This window comes from uncultured Sphingomonas sp., from assembly GCF_964235535.1.
In the GTDB taxonomy this organism is placed as follows: Bacteria; Pseudomonadota; Alphaproteobacteria; order Sphingomonadales; family Sphingomonadaceae; genus Sphingomonas.
In genome coordinates, this window is record NZ_CAXSBH010000005.1 from 1 (window position 1) to 17,220 (window position 17,220).

The 17,220-nt window shown below is 67.5% G+C and carries 12 protein-coding genes; 9 read left to right on the plus strand and 3 right to left on the minus strand.

The window, feature by feature from the left end:
• Positions 1-170 precede the first annotated feature (170 nt).
• Genes ACFE7F_RS02910 through ACFE7F_RS02925 form a run of 4 tightly spaced genes read left to right on the plus strand, consistent with a single transcriptional unit; the run spans position 171 to position 6,124 of the window.
• Complete coding sequence (locus ACFE7F_RS02910; protein WP_375402343.1) at positions 171-2,408, plus strand: DPP IV N-terminal domain-containing protein; 2,238 nt, start codon at positions 171-173, stop codon at positions 2,406-2,408.
• A gap of 53 nt (positions 2,409-2,461) precedes the next feature.
• On the plus strand, positions 2,462-3,490 hold the full coding sequence (locus tag ACFE7F_RS02915; protein ID WP_375402344.1) for an aspartate-semialdehyde dehydrogenase: 1,029 nt from the start codon (positions 2,462-2,464) through the stop codon (positions 3,488-3,490).
• 7 nt (positions 3,491-3,497) lie between these two features.
• A complete protein-coding gene (locus ACFE7F_RS02920) occupies positions 3,498-4,256 on the plus strand; it encodes an alpha/beta fold hydrolase (protein ID WP_375402345.1) in 759 nt (252 codons plus the stop codon).
• Between the two features lie 59 nt (positions 4,257-4,315).
• Entirely contained in the window at positions 4,316-6,124 is a 1,809-nt protein-coding gene (locus ACFE7F_RS02925) for a M2 family metallopeptidase (RefSeq protein ID WP_375402346.1), read from the plus strand.
• Positions 6,125-6,224: 100 nt separating this feature from the next.
• Here the strand turns inward: ACFE7F_RS02925 and ACFE7F_RS02930 are convergent, their stop codons facing one another.
• From ACFE7F_RS02930 to ACFE7F_RS02940, 3 genes are read right to left on the minus strand one after another with little or no spacing between them, the layout of a single operon-like run.
• Positions 6,225-6,692 (minus strand): hypothetical protein, encoded by a 468-nt coding sequence (locus ACFE7F_RS02930; RefSeq protein WP_375402347.1) that lies wholly within the window; start codon positions 6,690-6,692, stop codon positions 6,225-6,227.
• Positions 6,693-6,752: 60 nt separating this feature from the next.
• Positions 6,753-8,183 (minus strand): AMP nucleosidase, encoded by a 1,431-nt coding sequence (locus ACFE7F_RS02935; protein ID WP_375402348.1) that lies wholly within the window; start codon positions 8,181-8,183, stop codon positions 6,753-6,755.
• A 37-nt stretch (positions 8,184-8,220) separates the two neighbouring features.
• Positions 8,221-8,700, minus strand: coding sequence for a peroxiredoxin (locus ACFE7F_RS02940; RefSeq protein ID WP_375402349.1), 480 nt, complete (start codon positions 8,698-8,700; stop codon positions 8,221-8,223).
• Positions 8,701-8,798: 98 nt separating this feature from the next.
• Between ACFE7F_RS02940 and ACFE7F_RS02945 the strand changes: the two genes are divergently transcribed.
• From ACFE7F_RS02945 to ACFE7F_RS02965, 5 genes are all read left to right on the plus strand, one after another.
• Entirely contained in the window at positions 8,799-9,359 is a 561-nt protein-coding gene (locus ACFE7F_RS02945; protein WP_375402350.1) for a YqgE/AlgH family protein, read from the plus strand.
• Between the two features lie 290 nt (positions 9,360-9,649).
• Positions 9,650-11,071, plus strand: coding sequence for an adenosylhomocysteinase (ahcY, locus tag ACFE7F_RS02950; protein WP_375402351.1), 1,422 nt, complete (start codon positions 9,650-9,652; stop codon positions 11,069-11,071).
• Between the two features lie 315 nt (positions 11,072-11,386).
• Positions 11,387-14,209, plus strand: coding sequence for a TonB-dependent receptor domain-containing protein (locus ACFE7F_RS02955; RefSeq protein WP_375402352.1), 2,823 nt, complete (start codon positions 11,387-11,389; stop codon positions 14,207-14,209).
• 62 nt (positions 14,210-14,271) lie between these two features.
• A complete protein-coding gene (locus ACFE7F_RS02960) occupies positions 14,272-14,733 on the plus strand; it encodes a hypothetical protein (protein ID WP_375402353.1) in 462 nt (153 codons plus the stop codon).
• 68 nt (positions 14,734-14,801) lie between these two features.
• A complete protein-coding gene (locus ACFE7F_RS02965; RefSeq protein WP_375402354.1) occupies positions 14,802-17,150 on the plus strand; it encodes a PAS-domain containing protein in 2,349 nt (782 codons plus the stop codon).
• Positions 17,151-17,220 lie beyond the last annotated feature (70 nt).

A 17,220-nucleotide genomic window follows, 5' to 3' on the forward strand; every position in this document is an offset into this window, starting at 1 on the left:
AGGCGCGTCAGCGCCAGGGTGAGGGGCGCGCCTCGCCCGGAGAGGTCCGGCCCTCACCCTCGCCGCGCTACGCGCGTCTTTCCCTCTCCCGCGAAAGCGGGAGAGGGCTGGTGCGCTTGGCGGTCTGTGCGCTACTTCCCCGCGTACGATGTGTGCGGAAGGTGACAGGGATGCGCGGATGGTTGTTGGGGTTGGCGCTTGCGAGTGCGGGTACGGCGGCGATGGCGGCTGACGAGGTGCCCGCGCGGCCGGGCGACCTGACGCTCAAGCGGGTGTTCGCCAATCCGGACTTGTCGGGCACACAGCCGCAGTCGCTCCGGCTGTCGCCCGACGGGGCGCTGTTGACGTCGCTGCGGAACCGCGCGGACGAGAAGGAGCGGTTCGACCTCTGGGCGCTCGACACGCAGACCGGCCAGTCGCGGATGCTGGTCGATTCCAGGAAGGTCGGCACGGGCGCGGCGCTGAGCGAGGCGGAGAAGATGCAGCGCGAGCGCGACCGCTCGCTGACGGGCAAGACTGGGATCGTCACTTATGCTTGGGCACCGGACGGGCGGTCGATCCTGGTGCCGCTCGACGGCGACCTATACCTCGCGGGGCTGAACGGGAACGTCCGGCGGCTGACGGAGACCGCGGGCGGCGAGCTGAACCCGGTAGTCAGCCCCAAGGGAAGTTATGTAAGTTTCGTCCGCGATCAGAACCTGTTCGTGCAGCCGCTCGCAGGCGGGAACGCGCGGGCGCTGACGACGGAGGGGCGGGGTACCGTCTATTTCGGTGAGGCGGAGTTCGTCGCGCAGGAGGAGATGGACCGGCGCACGGGTTACTGGTGGTCGCCCGACGAGCGGTATGTCGCGGTGGAGAAGTTCGACGAGGCGTCGGTCAAGGTCGCCGTGCGCGCGGCGATCGGGACGAGCGGGACGAGCACCTACGAGCAGCGCTACCCGGCGGCGGGAACGCCCAACGCGCTGGTCGAGCTATTCGTGATGCGGCCGGACGGGGGAGGGCGGGTCAAGGTCGATCTGGGGCCCGATCCCGACATCTATCTGGCACGGGTCGACTGGCTTCCCGACGGGTCGGCGATGCTGGTGCAGCGCCAAACGCGCGACCAGAAGCGGCTCGACATGCTGCGGGTCGATCCCGCGACCGGCAAATCGACCCTGCTGTTCAGCGAGAAGTCGGGCGAGCGGAGCTGGGTCAATCTGTCCGACGCCTACCGGCCGATGGCGGACGGGAGCCTGATCTGGCGGTCGGAGCGCGACGGGTATGGGCATCTGTATAGCCGGGTCGGCGGCAAGTGGACGCAGCTGACGAAGGGCGAGTGGGTCGTGACGGGGCTGGTCGCGGTGGACGAGGCGCGCGGGCGGTTGTTCTTCACGGGCAACAAGGACGATGTGATCGAGCAGCATCTGTATGCGCTCGACCTGAAGCGGCCGGGCGAGCCGGTGCGGCTGACCGAGCGGGGGTTCACGCACTCGGTCGTGGCGGACGCGAAGGCCGAGCGGCTGATCGTTTCGCGGTCGAGCCCGACCCAGCCGACGCAGGTCTATCTGGCGGACGCGAGCGGCAAACGGCTGTCCTGGATCAACGAGAATGCGGTGGTCGCCGGACATCCGTACCACCCGCACCTGGCCAGCCACAGCACGCCCAAGTTCGGGACGATCAAGGCGGCGGACGGGTCGACGTTGCACTGGGAAATGATCGCGCCGCCGATGGTGCCGGGGAAGAAGTACCCAGTGTTCTTCCAGCATTATGGCGGGCCGGGGACGGGCCAGTCGGTGACGCGGAGCTGGCGCGGGGCGCTGCCGCAATATCTGGCGGACCGGGGGTGGATCTGGTTCCAGATCGATAATCGCGGCTCGTATAACCGAGGCAAGGCGTTCGAGGACCAGCTGTACCGCGCGATGGGGAGCGTGGAGGTCGCCGATCAGCTGGCGGCCGCGGAGTATCTGAAGACGTTGCCGTTCGTCGATGCGGGCAAGATCGCGACCTACGGCTGGTCATATGGCGGGTATATGTCGATCAAGATGCTCCAGGCGAACCCAGGCACGTATGCGGCAGCGGTGTCGGGCGCCCCGGTGACCGATTGGGGACTGTACGACACGCACTATACCGAGCGCTACATGGGCAGCCCGGTGGCCGACGCGGCCGCCTATGCGAAGTCGAACGCGCTCGGCGATGTCGGGAAGATCAGCGATCCGCTGCTGGTCATCCACGGCATGGCGGACGACAACGTGTTCCTCGACAACACCACCGCCTTCGCCGCGCGGATGCAGGCGGGGGCGGTGCCGTTCGAGATGATGCTCTATCCCGGCCAGACTCACCGGGTCGGCGGACCGGGCGTGAGCGAGCATTTGTGGGGCACGATCCTGAACTTCCTCGACCGCGAGGTGAAGAACAAGCCCAAGAGGTAAGGTTGCGCGGGGCTGGACCGCCGCTTAGGTCCGGCCCCGAACGGAGAAGCGAGATGGGTTACAGGATCGTGGTCGCAGGCGCGACGGGCAGCGTCGGACGCGAGATGGTCAACATCCTGGCCGAGCGGGAGTTTCCGGCCGACGAGATCGCGGTGCTCGCTTCCTCGCGCTCGCAGGGTGAGCAGATGGAGTATGGCGACACCGGGCGGATGCTGACCGTCAAGAATATCGAGCATTTCGACCCGGCGGGTTGGGACATGGCGCTGTTCGCGATCGGGTCGGAGGCGACCAAGCTGCACGCCCCGCGCTTCGCGGAGGCGGGATGCGTGGTCATCGACAACTCGTCGCTCTACCGCATGGACCCCGATGTGCCGCTGATCGTCCCGGAGGTGAATCCGGAGGCGATCGAGGGGTACCGGGCGAAGAACATCATCGCCAACCCGAACTGCTCGACGGCGCAGATGGTGGTCGCGCTGAAGCCGCTCCACGACTTCGCGCGGATCAAGCGGGTGGTGGTCGCGACCTACCAGTCGGTGTCGGGCGCGGGCAAGCAGGGAATGGACGAGCTGTTCGAGCAGAGCCGCAACATCTTCGTCGGCGATCCGGCGACGCCGACCAAGTTCACCAAGCAGATCGCCTTCAACGTCATCCCGCATATCGACGTCTTCCTCGACGACGGATCGACCAAGGAGGAATGGAAGATGGTGGTCGAGACCAAGAAGATCATGGGCGCGAAGATCAAGGTGACCGCCACCTGCGTGCGCGTGCCGGTGTTCGTCGGCCACTGCGAGGCGATCAACATCGAGTTCGAGGACGAGATCAGCGCCAAGGACGCGCAGCGCATCCTGCGCGAGGCGCCCGGCGTGATGCTGTACGACAAGCGCGAGGACGGCGGGTACATCACCCCGGTCGAGTGCGTGGGCGAGTTCGCGACCTACATCAGCCGCGTGCGCGAGGACTCGACCGTGGAGAATGGCCTGTCGTTGTGGTGCGTATCGGACAACCTCCGCAAGGGCGCGGCGCTCAATGCGGTGCAGATCGCGGAGCTGCTCGGGCGGCGGCAGCTGCAAAAGGCGGCCTGAGCGGGTGATGGTCGCGCCGAGCGAGACGCGGTTCCTCGAAAGCTTCGACGGGGTTCGGATCGCCTGGCGGGAGCTCGGAGAGGGACGGCCGGTAGTGCTGCTCCATGGCTTTTTCTCGGACGCGAAGACGAACTGGATACGGTATGGGCATGCGGCCGCGATTGCTGAGCAAGGCTTCCGGGTCATTATGCCGGACCTGCGGGCGCATGGGGAGAGCGACAAGCCGCATGAGGCGGCGGCCTACCCGCACGACGCGTTGACGCGGGACGGGTTCGCGCTGGTCGAGCATCTGGGGCTGACCGACTATGATCTGGGCGGCTATTCGCTCGGCGCGCGGACGGTGTCGCGAATGCTGGCGATGGGGGCGACGCCGCGCCGGGTGGTGTTCTCGGGCATGGGCCTGGAAGGGCTGCTCGATACCGGGCGGCGGGCGGAGCATTTCCGGCATATCCTGACCGATCTTGGCAAGCACGAGCGCGGGACGCCGGAATGGCTGGCCGAGGCCTTCCTCAAGACGACCAAGGGCGATCCGGTCGCGCTGCTCGGTATCCTGGACACGTTTGCGGACACGCCGCGCGACCTGCTGGAGCGGGTCGCGCAACCGGCGCTGGTCGTATGCGGGGCCGAGGATTTCGATAACGGGTCGGCGGCGGCGCTCGCCGAGGTGCTGCCGGACGCCCGCTATGTCGAGGTGCCGGGCGGGCACATGAGCTCGGTCACGAAGCCGGAACTTGGGCAGGCAATCACCGCGTTCCTGGCGGCTTGACAGACCCGACGCGTTAGGGAGAACGTGTAGAGAACGACTTCCAGAAAAGGTTCGCACATATGATCCGTAGTGCTTCGCTCCTCGCGCTGGCCTGCGCAATGGCGGTTCCCGTCCAAGCCCAGACTACAACGCCGACGTCTTCCGCGGCTGACGCATTCGTTGCTGAGGCTGAAAGGACGCTGGCCGATGAATCGATCGACGCGGCACGCGTGGCTTGGGTCAATTCGACCTACATCACCGACGACACCGACGCGCTCGCCGCCAAGTCGGGCGCGCGGATCACCGAAATGGCGGTGCGGTACGGGCTGGAGGCGGCGCGGCATCTGCGGACACCCGGGCTGAACGCGGATACGCGGCGCAAGCTGGAGCTGTTGCGCGGCGGGATCACCAGCCCCGCACCGTCGCGGGCGGGTGCGGCGGTCGAGCTGTCGACGCTGACCACGGCGATGGCGTCCGCCTACGGCAAGGGCCGGGGCACTTTGGACGGCAAGCCGGTCAATGGGTCCGACATCGAAGCGGCGATGGGCGAGGTGCGCGATCCGACCAAGCTCCGGGAGATGTGGACGAGCTGGCATGACGGGGTCGGCGCGCCTATGCGGGGCGACTATTCCAAGAGCGTGACCTTGATGAACGAGGGCGCGAGTGAGCTGGGCTTTCCGGACACAGGCGCGATGTGGCGCGCGGGCTACGATATGCCGCCAGCCGAGCTCGCAAAGGCGGTCGATGCGATCTGGGCCGATCTGGAGCCGCTCTACAAGTCGCTTCATACCTATACGCGGACCAAGCTGAATGCGAAGTACGGCGACGGTGTGCAGGCCAAGTCCGGGCCGATCCGCGCCGACCTGCTCGGCAATATGTGGGCGCAGGAATGGGGCAACATCTACGATGTGGTCGCGCCGGCGGGTACGGGCGATCTGGGCTTCGATGTCGGCCAGCTGCTGATCGCCAACAAGTACGATCCGGTTAAGATGGTGCGCGCGGGCGAAGGCTTCTACTCGTCGCTCGGCTTCGCGCCATTGCCTGGGACATTCTGGCAGCGATCACAAATCGTGAAACCTGCGGACCGTGAGGTGATCTGCCATGCGTCGGCATGGGACATCGACAATATCGACGATCTGCGCATCAAGATGTGCACCAAGGTCAATGCCGACGATTTCGTGACGATCCATCACGAGCTGGGCCACAACTACTACCAGCGCGCATATAACCGGCAGGCGTACTTGTATAAGAACGGCGCGAATGACGGGTTTCACGAGGCAATCGGCGACTTCGTCGCGTTGTCGATCACGCCCGATTATCTGGTGAAGATCGATCTGCTCGCGCCCGCGCGGGTGCCGAGCGCGGATAAGGACATCGGGCTGCTGCTGCGCCAGGGCATGGACAAGATCGCGTTCCTGCCGTTCGGGCTTATGATGGATAAGTGGCGCTGGGGCGTCTATTCCGGCGAGATCAAGCCGGACGGATACCAGGCGGCATGGGATGCGCTGCGGTTGCGCTATCAGGGTGTGAAGCCGCCAATCGCGCGGGACGAAACGCGGTTCGATCCGGGGGCGATGTTCCATATTCCGGCGGGCACGCCCTATGCGCGGTACTTCCTGGCGCGGGTGCTGCAGTTTCAATTCTACGAGGCGGCGTGTCGGCAGGCGGGGTGGAAGGGGCCGCTCCATCGGTGCAGCTTCTACGGCAACAAGGCGGTCGGGCAGCGGCTCGATGCGATGCTGAAAATGGGGCAATCGAAGCCGTGGCCAGACGCGCTGGAGGCATTCACAGGGTCGCGGGTGATGTCGGGCAAGGCAATGGCGGCGTACTTCGCGCTGCTCAAGGTCTGGCTGGACCGGCAGAATAAGGGTCAGCCTGCTGGGTGGTAAGTGGGGCGTCGCGGCAAAGCCGCGCCGTCGGTTGGGGGGTCGAGTGCAAGCTCGACCCCCCGCCGGCCGCGTGCGCGCCTGATCCGCATCTAAGCTTCGCTTAGCCTTGGGGCGCTTCTGGGATCATACTCTCATCCGCGATCATCGCCTCCATCTGCCCGGACGAGTCCGTGCCTTCCGGCTGATGCGCCTTCGATCCCGTGTCGTTCGCGGGGACGGCCTTCTTTCCGGGCGTCGAGCCGCGCAGCGCCAGGAGAGCCGCCGCGGCCGCGCCCGCGGCGGCCGCGATGAGGCCGCCCGCGATCAGACCGCGCTTGCCGCCGACCGCGTCGGTCGCCTTGCCCGGCGTGTCGCCGGAGCGGTCGGGCCGGCTTTGCGGCGTGGGGGTGGACGATTGCGTCGACACCGGCTCGGCCGTGCTCTTGGCGGACGACTTCTTGGCGGGCGTGGTCGCCGGACGCGAGGCGCGCTTGACCGCTTCCGTCTTGGACGTGGTCTTGCGGGAAGCGCGACGACGGGGGACGGGAGCGCCTGTGTCGTTGGCGGGAGTGTCGTTATCGTCTGCCATCGGTGTTCTCCCTGATCGGTTCGGTTACGTAACGCGTCGACTTCGGGACGGTTCACCCCATCAGCGGAACGGCGGCTCGGCAAAGGCGCGCAGCTTGCGGCTGTGAAGCTTCGCGCCCTCGCGGCGTAGCTGCTCGCACGCCTCGATGCCGATGCGCATATGCTCGCTGATCGCGCGCTCGTAAAACCGGTTAGCTTGGCCGGGCAGCTTGAGTTCGCCGTGAAGCGGCTTGTCCGACACGCATAGCAGCGTGCCGTAAGGGACGCGGAAGCGGTAACCCTGAGCGGCGATGGTGGCCGACTCCATATCGATGCCGACCGCTCGGCTGAGCGAGAAGCGGAGCGCCGAGCGCGAGTAGCGCAATTCCCAGTTGCGATCGTCGGTGGTGACGACGGTGCCGGTTCGCAGGCGACGCTTGAGCTCGTCGCCCGACTGGCCCGACACGGTCTCGGCGGCGCGGGCGAGCGCCTGCTGAACCTCGGCAATGGCGGGGACGGGGATCTCGGGGGGAAGCACGTCGTCGAGGATGTGGTCGTCGCGCAGATACGCATGGGCGAGGACGTAGTCGCCGATCCGCTGGCTGGGACGTAGGCCGCCGCAGTGACCGATCATCAGCCACGCCTCGGGACGCATGACGGCGAGGTGGTCGCAGATCGTTTTCGCGTTGGACGGGCCGACGCCGATATTGACGAGCGTGATGCCGGTGCGGTCGGGGGCGACCAAATGGTAGGCGGGCATCTGGTGCCGCCGCCACGCGCTGTCGGTGACGAGGCGGTCGACGTCCGCTGCCTCCGTGATCTCGACACCGCCCGCGCCCGACAGCAGCGTGTAGCGGCTGTCCGGACCGAGTTGGCTGCCCGCCCACCGAACGAACTCGTCGACATAGCGGTGATAGTTGGTGAACAGCACGAAGCGTTGCGTGTGCTCGGGCGGCGTGCCCGTATAATGGCGGAGGCGGGCGAGCGAGAAATCGGTGCGCAGCCCGTCGAACAGCGCGAGCGGGCGGGTCTCGCCGGCGATGTGGATCCCATCCGCGACCTCGTCGCCGATTTGCGCGAGTTCGGTGGCGGGAAACCAGCGGGCGAGCTCGGAGGCGGAGACGGCGTCGAGGCTGAGCGCGTGGCCGGGATCGAGCACATACGGGAAAGGTATCTCCTGGCGGCCGGGGACAGCGGAGACCGTGACCTCGTAATCCTCGATCAGGAGCGTGAGCTGTTCGGTTAGATAGTCGGCGAACAGGGCGGGCTTGGTCACGCTGATACTATAGGCACCCGGCGTCACGAGGCGGCCGAACGAGCGGAGCGGGGTGGGCCGGTCCGCTTGGCCCGCATAGGTCAAGCGGATCTCAGGGTAGGCGAACGAGCCGTCGGCGCGCTGCTCGGGCGCGGGGGGCACGCCGTCGATCAGATAGCGGTTGAGCGCGGCCTTCAGGCGCTCGACAGAGGCGGTGTAGAGACGGTCGAGCTCGGCTACAATGTCTGCGGCGGTCATCGGCGGCGGGTAAGCCGCCGGTGCCGGGCTGGCAAGTTCAGGCCATGTTGGCGAGGAGGTGGTCGGCGGAGCTGACGCGGAACTCGCCGGGCTCTTCGACATGCAGCTGCTCGACGACGCCGTCGTTCACCACCATCGCGTAGCGGCGGCTGCGGGTGCCCATGCCGTATTTGGACGAGTCGCCGGCTAAGCCGAGCGCCTCGGCAAATTGGCCGTTGCCGTCGGCAAGCATCGTGACGTCGCCCGCGTCGTTCTGCTTGCTCCAGGCGTCCAGGACGAAGGCGTCGTTGACGGCGGTGCAGGCGATTTCGTCGACACCCTTGGCGCGCAGCTCGTCGCCGCGGGTCAGGAAGCTCGGGAGATGCTGGGCGGAGCAGGTGGGGGTGAAGGCGCCCGGAACCGCGAAGAGCGCGACGCGGCGACCGGCGAAGTAGGCCTGGGCGTCGACGGCTTCGGGGCCGTTCGGAGTGACCTTGACGAGGCTGGCGGAGGGCAGGCGTTCACCGACGGCGATCATGGTTCAGTCTCCTTGGGACAGGTTGGGGTCGCCCTCGACGAAGGCGGGACGCAATTCAAGGGCGACGATCCGGGGTCGGACGCGTTAGACCGGTCATGATGGAGAACCCGCGATATCTGGCCGGTCAATTCCTGCTCGCGACGCCCGGCATCGGCGACCCCCGGTTCGAGCGGGCGGTGATCGCGATGTGCGCGCACGACGAGGCGGGTGCGGTCGGGATCGGGCTGGGCCGGGTGATCGAGGGCCTGGGCTTTCACATGCTGCTCGACCAGCTTGAGATCGCGCGGGGCGATGCGCCGGATGCGCCGGTGCATCTGGGTGGACCGGTCGAGCGGCGGCGCGGCTTCGTGCTCCATTCGAACGATTGGGGCGGGCAGGACACGCTGGACGTAGCCGGGCGGTGGGCGATGTCGGGAACGGTCGACATCCTGCGCGCCATCGCCGACGGGCGAGGCCCGAAACGCTGGGCGATCGCGCTGGGTTATGCCGGCTGGGGCGCGGGACAGCTGGAGGGCGAGCTGGTCAGGCCGGGCTGGCTGAATGTCGAGGCCGGGACCGACCTGATCTATGCGACCGCGGCCGCCGAGCGGTGGGGGGCGGGGCTGGCGGCGGCGGGGGTGGACCCGCGGCTGCTGGTGGGCGGGGCGGGTAGGGCGTGAACCAGTTGAACCCTCTCCCGCGTAGGGCTACGCCCGCCTTCGGCTCCGCAGGAGAGGGAAAAACGCGGCGCAGCCGCGGCGAGGGTGAGGGGCGGGTCTATCCGGCGACAGGTCCGGCCCTCACCCTGGCGCTGACGCGCCTGTCCCTCTCCCGCAAAAGCGGGAGAGGGTGGGAAACATCATATAAAGAATTCTTTATATTTGCTTTGGGCTACCCCGCCCGCTATGTGCGCGCCGTGCCGATCGACCCGCGCGTCTTGGTCGGCTTCATCGATATTCGGAGAACGACCGTGGCAACCGCATTCAAGGCCGAGGCCCTCGACTATGCCGTCAAGGACATCTCGCTTGCCGAGTTCGGGCGGGCGGAGATCCGCATCGCCGAGACGGAGATGCCCGGCCTGATGTCGCTGCGGCAAGAATTCAGGGCATCCAAGCCGCTGACCGGCGCGCGGATCGTCGGGTCGCTTCACATGACGATCCAGACGGCGGTGCTGATCGAGACGCTGACGGCGCTCGGCGCGGAGTGCCGCTGGGCGACGTGCAACATCTTCTCGACGCAGGATCACGCCGCCGCCGCGATCGCCGCGACGGGCGTGCCGGTCTTCGCGATCAAGGGCGAGAGTTTGGCGGATTACTGGGACTATGTCGGCGACATCTTCGACTGGGGCGCGGGGACGACCGGGCAGACCGCCAACATCATCCTGGACGACGGCGGCGATGCGACGATGTTCGCGTTGTGGGGTGCCAAGCTGGAGCGCGGCGAGACGTTCGGCGAGCCGGAGAACGACGAGGAGGTCGAGTTCCAGCGCGCGCTCAAGGCGTTCGTGGCCAAGTACCCGGGCTATCTGACCGAGACCGTCCGCACGCTGAAGGGCGTGTCGGAGGAGACGACCACGGGCGTCCACCGGCTGTACGAGATCGCCAAGAAAGGCGAGCTGCCCTTCCCCGCGATCAACGTCAACGACAGCGTGACCAAGTCGAAGTTCGACAATCTGTACGGCTGCAAGGAGTCGCTGGTAGATGCGATCCGCCGGGCGACCGACGTGATGCTGGCCGGCAAGGTCGCGTGCGTCGCGGGCTTCGGCGATGTCGGCAAGGGATCGGCGCAGTCGCTCCGCAACGGCGGCGCGCGGGTGATGGTGACGGAGGTCGACCCGATCTGCGCGCTGCAGGCGGCGATGGAGGGATTCGAGGTCGTGACGATGGAGGAGGCGGTGACGCGCGCCGACATCTTCTGCACCGCGACCGGCAACGCCGACGTGATCACCGCCGACCACATGAAGGCGATGAAGCCCATGTCGATCGTGTGCAACATCGGCCATTTCGACAGCGAGATACAGATCGCCGCCATGTCGAATTATAAGTGGACCGAGGTGAAGCCGGGCACCGACCTCGTTGAATTCCCGGACGGCAAGCAGATCATCGTGCTGGCCAAGGGTCGGCTGGTCAATCTGGGCTGCGCGACGGGGCATCCGAGCTTCGTGATGAGCGCGAGCTTCACCAACCAAGTGCTGGCTCAGATCGAGCTGTGGACGCGCGGCGAGAACTACCAGAACCAGGTGTACGTCCTGCCCAAGCACCTAGACGAGAAGGTCGCGGCGTTGCATCTGGAAAAGCTGGGCATTCATCTGTCGAAGCTCACGCCCAAGCAGGCGGGCTATATCGGCGTGCCGGTCGAGGGGCCGTTCAAGCCGGATCACTACCGCTACTGATCCGGGCGAACCGAAAAGGGTGGGAGAAGCCGCGTCCGGCGACGGACGCGGCCTCATTCGTGCGCGCGTCGATTCCAAGCCGGGGTCACCAGGGTAAGCGTTGGTTGATTGCTTGATGTCATTGGGAGCGTCGACCGGCGGCTTGACCGTCCGGCGTCCACGCGTCAGTCTTGCTGCACCGCAGTAAGGCGGCGCAGAACCCACTTCGTGAAAGCTGGTCGCGTCGTTGCCCTTGAAGGGCGGAGGAATAGACGATCGTCGGTGTGTGGACATCGGCGGTGACGGTTGCGCGTGCGGTGAAAAGGGGTCGAAAACATGGTTGGAACACGGGATCGCAGCCGGACGGCGCTGCTGGTGGGAAGCGCGCTCGCGCTGACGTGGGGTGGGGCGTTGGCGGTGCCGGTCGCAGCGCAGACGCAGGACGTGCCGGTAGGCACGGCGGCCTCGGGCGGGCAGGGCGAGACGGTGCTCGACCCCGCGCCGGACGCGGAGACCGCGGCGGACGTGGTCGTGACGGGCAGCCGGTTGACGCGCGACGCGAACGAGATCGCACCCTCGCCGATCAGCACGGTGACGGCGGCGGACCTGCGTTCGACGGGGCAGGTGGATGTGGGCGAGACGCTGCGCGAGGTGCCTTCGCTGTCGAATTCCACCACGATCGGCGACTCGATCGAACGCGGCGGCGCTCAAGCGGGCCAGACGCAGGGCGTCTCGGCGCTCGATCTGCGCGGCCTCGGCGCGAACCGGACGTTGGTGGTGGTCAACGGACGTCGGCACGTCGCGGCCGTCCCGGGTTCGCAGACGGTGGACATTTCGACGATCCCCAACGTACTGATCGAGCGGGTCGAGGTCCTGACCGGCGGCGCGTCGGCGGTGTACGGCGCGGACGCGGTGTCGGGCGTCGTCAACTTCGTGCTCAAGGACGATTTCGACGGCCTCGACCTGAACTTGACGCAAGGGATCTCCGACCAGGGCGATGGGCGGGCGTTCACCGCCGACCTGGCCATCGGCAAGAACTTCGACGAGGGCCGGGGTAACCTCACGCTCGCGGGCACATATTCGACGATCGACGAGCTGCTGCAGGGCGACCGGTCTTACACCCGCGATAACGGCCGATTCAATTCAGGCCTGACCTATCCCAACCCGGCGCGCCGTTTCCAGCAGGGCGACATCGGCGGTGCGACGCCCAACTTCGCGTCCTTCTATACGGTGGCGAACGAGCGGTTTCCGTTCGGCTTCCGCGTACCGCTGCCCGGCACGGACGACTATGCCGCGATCTTCGCGGGCGGGCGGACGCCGACGGCGGGTGAGCAGGCGCTGATCGACCGCGCGGCGGGATCGTCGTCGCTGGCGTTCCAGCGGTTCCCGGCATTCGCGATCTCGTCGACATCGGGGCTGATCGCCCGCGACGATTACCAGGGCTTCACGGCGGACGTGAACCGCAACGGCGTGCAGGACTGCAACGAGTCGTTCATCGGCGCGACGACGGTGCCCAACTTCTTCGGGGGCTGCTACGTCTCGCAGGCCGACGGAACGGTGCGCATCTTCCGCGACGGCGTGATTGCGTCGGGGTCGAACCAGTTCGGAGGCGACGGCGCGGCCGAGCGGTTCGACACTCAGTCGCTCACCCCGAAGAACATGCGCGCCAACATAAACCTGCTCGGCCATTATGACTATTCGGACGCGTTGACCGCCTTCTTCGAGGGAAAATACGTCCGTACCGAGACGCGGACGTCGAACCCATACAACACCTTCTACGACTCGCTCTATGTCGCGCCGGACAACCCGTTCATCCCGGCGGTGCTGCGCGCGGACGCGGTCGCGGCGGGCGGACTGCGGGTGTCGCGCGACTTCACCGATCTTGGTTTGAATAAAGCGCGCTCGAACCGCGACACATACCGTATCGTCGGCGGTCTGCGCGGCGAGATCGCACCCGAACTGCGATATGAGATTTCGACCAATTACGGCCGCACCGACTCCGCGGTGACGTCCGAAAACACGGTGCTTTACGACCGGCTGTTCGCATCGATCGACGTGGTGCAGGGGCCGAACGGTCCGCGCTGCCGGTCCGACGTCAACCGGACGCCGTACCGGGGTAGCGAATTCTTTCCGACGATCGACGGCGGGTTCTTCACTTTCACGCCGGGCGACGGCCAATGCCGGCCCGCGTCGCTCTTCAACGGCCCGAACTCGGTCAGTCCGGCGGCGGTCGCGTTCATCACCGCCCCGACCACGACGCGGGTGCGGCTGGAGCAGTTCGTGGCGGCGGCCAGCCTGGTCGGGAATACCGGGTCGTTCCTGACGCTGCCGGGCGGGCCGGTGCAGTTTGCGATCGGCGGCGAGTACCGGGAGGAGCGTAGCCGGACGCGGTTCGACCCGCTCGAGCTCGGGTTGCTGCCCGCCGGGTCGCCTGCGGGCGCAGCGGGAACGTTCATCGGCGATATCAGCGGCAACCAGGCGCTGACCTTCGACGCGCAGACGCGGATATTCGACACGAGCGGCGCGTACGATGTGAAAGAGGTGTACGGCGAACTGCGCGTGCCGATCCTGTCGAAGCGGCCCTTCTTCGAACAGCTGGAGATAAGCGGTGCCGCCCGCTACTCCGACTATTCGACGGTGGGCACGACCTTCACCTACAACGTCAACGGCGTGTACGCGCCGATTGCCGAGATCCGGTTCCGGGGCACTTACGCCCGCGCGATCCGCGCGCCCAACATCGCCGAGCTGTTCGATCCGCAGCAGGGCGCGGTGTTCCGCCCGGCCGACCCATGCGACGCGGACCAGGTCGGCACGGCCGTCGACCCCGCGCGGCGGCGGGCGAACTGCGCCGCCGACGGGTTGCCGGCCGGGTTCGTCGATCCACTGACCGCTCGCTTCTCGGGCACGACGGGCGGCAACGTCGACCTGCGCGAAGAGACGGCGACCACCTACACCTTCGGCGGGGTGCTCGCACCTAGCTTCATCCCGGGACTGGTGCTGTCGGCGGACTATTACAATATCGAGATCGAAGACGCGATCAGCGCGGTGGCTGCGCAGGACATCGTCAATAGCTGCTACGACAGCGCGACGCTCGAGAATCAATATGCGACCTGTTCACGCGCAACCGGACGCCGGGATCGCCGACGTTCCTGGGGCTGAACTTCCTCCGGCAGACGCAGCTCAATTTCGGGCGGATCGAGACGGCGGGCATCGACGCATCGGTGTCGTACCAGTTTCGGCTCGGGGAAAACCGGGTGCAGCTGCGGGCGACCGGCAACTGGACGGAGAAGCTGAACCTGTTCTTCGACCCCGCCGACCCGACCGTCGTCAATCCGGAGCTGGGCGAGCAGGGGCGACCCGAATTCGGCGCGACGGGATCGGTGAACGTCACGCGCGGGCCGTTCACGCTCGGCTATCGGCTGCAATATATCGACGGCCAGGCGCTGGGCGGCGTCGAGATCGAAACGGCGGACGACGTAGCCGGTCCGGCGGGCTTTGCAGGCGAGCTGTTTGTGCACGACGTGTCGTTCAATTTCGATCTGAACGATCGGTTCGGTTTGTATGGAGGCGTCAACAATCTGACCGACAAGGACCCGTATCCGACGAACTCGGCTTATCCGGTCAGCCCGGTTGGCCGGTTCCTGTTCCTGGGCGTCCGGGTGAAGACGGGCGCGCTGTTCTGACGATTGCTTTGTCGGTTCTGTCGGTCGCGCCGTTGCGCTAAGCTATCCCGCATGGGCGGGGGTCGGACTTGGAGAGCGTGACGAGCGGCGGGCTGGTGCTGCTGGGGGTGGTGCTGTTCCTGCTGCTCGGCGGGGCGGGTTGGCTGGCCTTCGTAGGGTTGCGCGCGCGCGGCGAGGTTCAGGCGATCGCCGTGGAGAACCGGCGGCTGCAGACGATGCTCAGGACCGCGCCGGCGATGGCGGCGGTGGTGCGCGCTGACGGGCGGGTAGAGATGCCCAGGCGAATGGCGGACTGGTTGGGGCTGACGGCGCCGCCTCAATTTCTAACCGATCTGGCCGGGGCCGGCGCAGGGCTGGAGCTGGGCGATGCCGAGGCGCTGGCGCACGACGTGGACGCGGCGCGGCTGGCCGGGCGGCCATTCACGCGGGCCGTCAGGCCGGTCGGGGCGGAGCGGACGCTGACGCTGAAGGGCGCGCGCGCGCCGGGCGAGCTGGGGCAGTCCAACGTCGTGCTGTGGGCGTTCGACGCGACGGAAAGCGAGGCGGAGATCGGGCGGCTGCGCGGCGAGGTTGGATCGCTTGGGCAATCGTTCGACGCGCTAGTCGCGCTGATCGAGGCGGCCCCGCTACCCATGTGGTACCGCGACCGAGACCTGCGGCTGACGATGGTCAACTCCGCCTATGTCGACGCGGTCGAGGGGCGCGACGCGGTCGATGTCGTCGCGCGCGGGCTGGAGCTGGTCGAGGCGTCGGGGGCGGGCGGGCCGCTCGGCGGCGCCGCGACGGCGCGCGAAAGCGGGCGGCCGCATTCGCAGGTGCTGCCCGCGACGATCCGCGGCGCGAGGCGCTCGCTCGACCTGTACGACGTGCCGCTCCCGACGGGCGGCGTGGCCGGCTTCGCGATCGACGTGGAAGAGCTGGAGCGCGCGCGGGTCGCATCCAAGCGTTTTGCCGACGCGCAGCGCGCGATGCTCGACCGGCTGTCGGCGGGCGTGGCGCAGTTCGGCGCGGACCGAAGCTTGGTGTTCTGCAACCAGCCGTTCCGGCGCATGTTCGCGATGCGGGCCGAATGGCTCGCTGACCGGCCCGAGTTCGACCGGGTGCTGGAGCGGATGCGCGAGGCGAACCGGCTACCCGAAGTGCGCGACTTTCCGGGTTGGAAGGCGGAGCGGCGCGAGTGGTTCACCGGCGCGGAAGCCCAGGCGGAAGAGGCGTGGCACCTGTCGGGCGGCGTCCATCTGCGCGTGGTGGCGCAACCGTTGCCCGACGGCGGGTTGCTGCTGATCTTCGAGGATCGGACGGAGCAGGTTCAGCTGGCGAGCGCGCGCGATACGTTGCTGCGGGTCAGGGCGGCGACGTTCGACAATCTGTTCGAGGCGATCGGGGTGTTCGGGTCGGACGGGCGGCTGCAGCTGTGGAACACGCGGTTCCGGGCGCTGTGGGGGTTCGAGGAGGAGTTCCTCGGCGGCCATCCGCGTGTCGACGCCTTTGCGCAGGCGGCAGCGACGCGGCTCGCGACGCCCTCGCGCGCGGCGTTGATCGGCGAGCTGGTGCGGTCGGCGACGGGCGAGCGACAGCAGCGTGGCGGGCGGGTGGCGTTCGCGGACGGGCGGCATTTCGAGTTCGCTGCGGTGCCGCTGCCCGACGGCAACGCGCTGTTCACGATGCTCGACATCTCCGACAGCCGCAAGATCGAGCGCGCGTTACGGGAACGCGCGGAGGCGCTGGAGGCGTCGGACCGGGTAAAGACGGCGTTCGTCGCCAATATGAGCTACGAGCTGCGCACCCCGCTGACCTCGATCAGCGGGTTCGCCGAGATGCTGCATGGGGGGTACGCCGGCAAGCTGACGGACGAGGGGGGTGCGTATGTCGAGGCGATCCTCGACTCGGTCGAGCGGCTGGGTCTGCTGATCGACGACGTGCTCGATCTGACCAGGGACGCGGCCGAGAGCGGGATCGAGCGGGGTGACGTCGATCTCGCCGCGGTGCTCCGCGCGGCGGCGGAAACGGTGTCGCCCGCGGCCAAACGGCGCAAGCTCGACTTCGCGGTCGAGGTGGCGCGATCGACGGGGCGGGTGACCGGAGACGCCCGGCGTTTGCGCGAGGTGGTGGAGCATCTGCTGCGCCATGCGGTGTCTGCGACGCCGGACGGCGGGCGCGTGCTGCTCCACGCCGAAGGCAACGCGACGCGCGCGCGAATCGTGGTGTCCGACAACGGACCGGGAATGGACGCGGTTGCGGCGGGGTCGGCGTTCGAACGGTTCGCGGAACCGGGCATACAGCCGGGCGGCGAGCGCGCGCTGGGGCTGGGGCTGCCGCTCGCCAAGCAATTCGTCGAGGCGCACGGGGGTAAGATCGCGCTGGTCAGCGAAGTTGGGGAGGGGACGCTGGTAACCGTGGAGCTGCCTAGAAGATGAGGGGACGGTGTCTAAAGCCCCTCCTCTTCAGAGGAGGGGTTTGGGGAGGAGGACGCTGGTCGCGGGTGGA

What these genes read in the sequence shown, in the direction of transcription:
- ACFE7F_RS02910 (WP_375402343.1), top strand. Translation starts at nt 171, where the DNA reads ATGCGCGGATGGTTGTTGGGGTTGGCGCTTGCGAGTGCGGGTACGGCG.
- ACFE7F_RS02915 (WP_375402344.1), top strand. Translation starts at nt 2,462, where the DNA reads ATGGGTTACAGGATCGTGGTCGCAGGCGCGACGGGCAGCGTCGGACGC.
- ACFE7F_RS02920 (WP_375402345.1), top strand. Translation starts at nt 3,498, where the DNA reads ATGGTCGCGCCGAGCGAGACGCGGTTCCTCGAAAGCTTCGACGGGGTT.
- ACFE7F_RS02925 (WP_375402346.1), top strand. Translation starts at nt 4,316, where the DNA reads ATGATCCGTAGTGCTTCGCTCCTCGCGCTGGCCTGCGCAATGGCGGTT.
- ACFE7F_RS02930 (WP_375402347.1), bottom strand. Translation starts at nt 6,692, where the DNA reads ATGGCAGACGATAACGACACTCCCGCCAACGACACAGGCGCTCCCGTC.
- ACFE7F_RS02935 (WP_375402348.1), bottom strand. Translation starts at nt 8,183, where the DNA reads ATGACCGCCGCAGACATTGTAGCCGAGCTCGACCGTCTCTACACCGCC.
- ACFE7F_RS02940 (WP_375402349.1), bottom strand. Translation starts at nt 8,700, where the DNA reads ATGATCGCCGTCGGTGAACGCCTGCCCTCCGCCAGCCTCGTCAAGGTC.
- ACFE7F_RS02945 (WP_375402350.1), top strand. Translation starts at nt 8,799, where the DNA reads ATGGAGAACCCGCGATATCTGGCCGGTCAATTCCTGCTCGCGACGCCC.
- ACFE7F_RS02955 (WP_375402352.1), top strand. Translation starts at nt 11,387, where the DNA reads ATGGTTGGAACACGGGATCGCAGCCGGACGGCGCTGCTGGTGGGAAGC.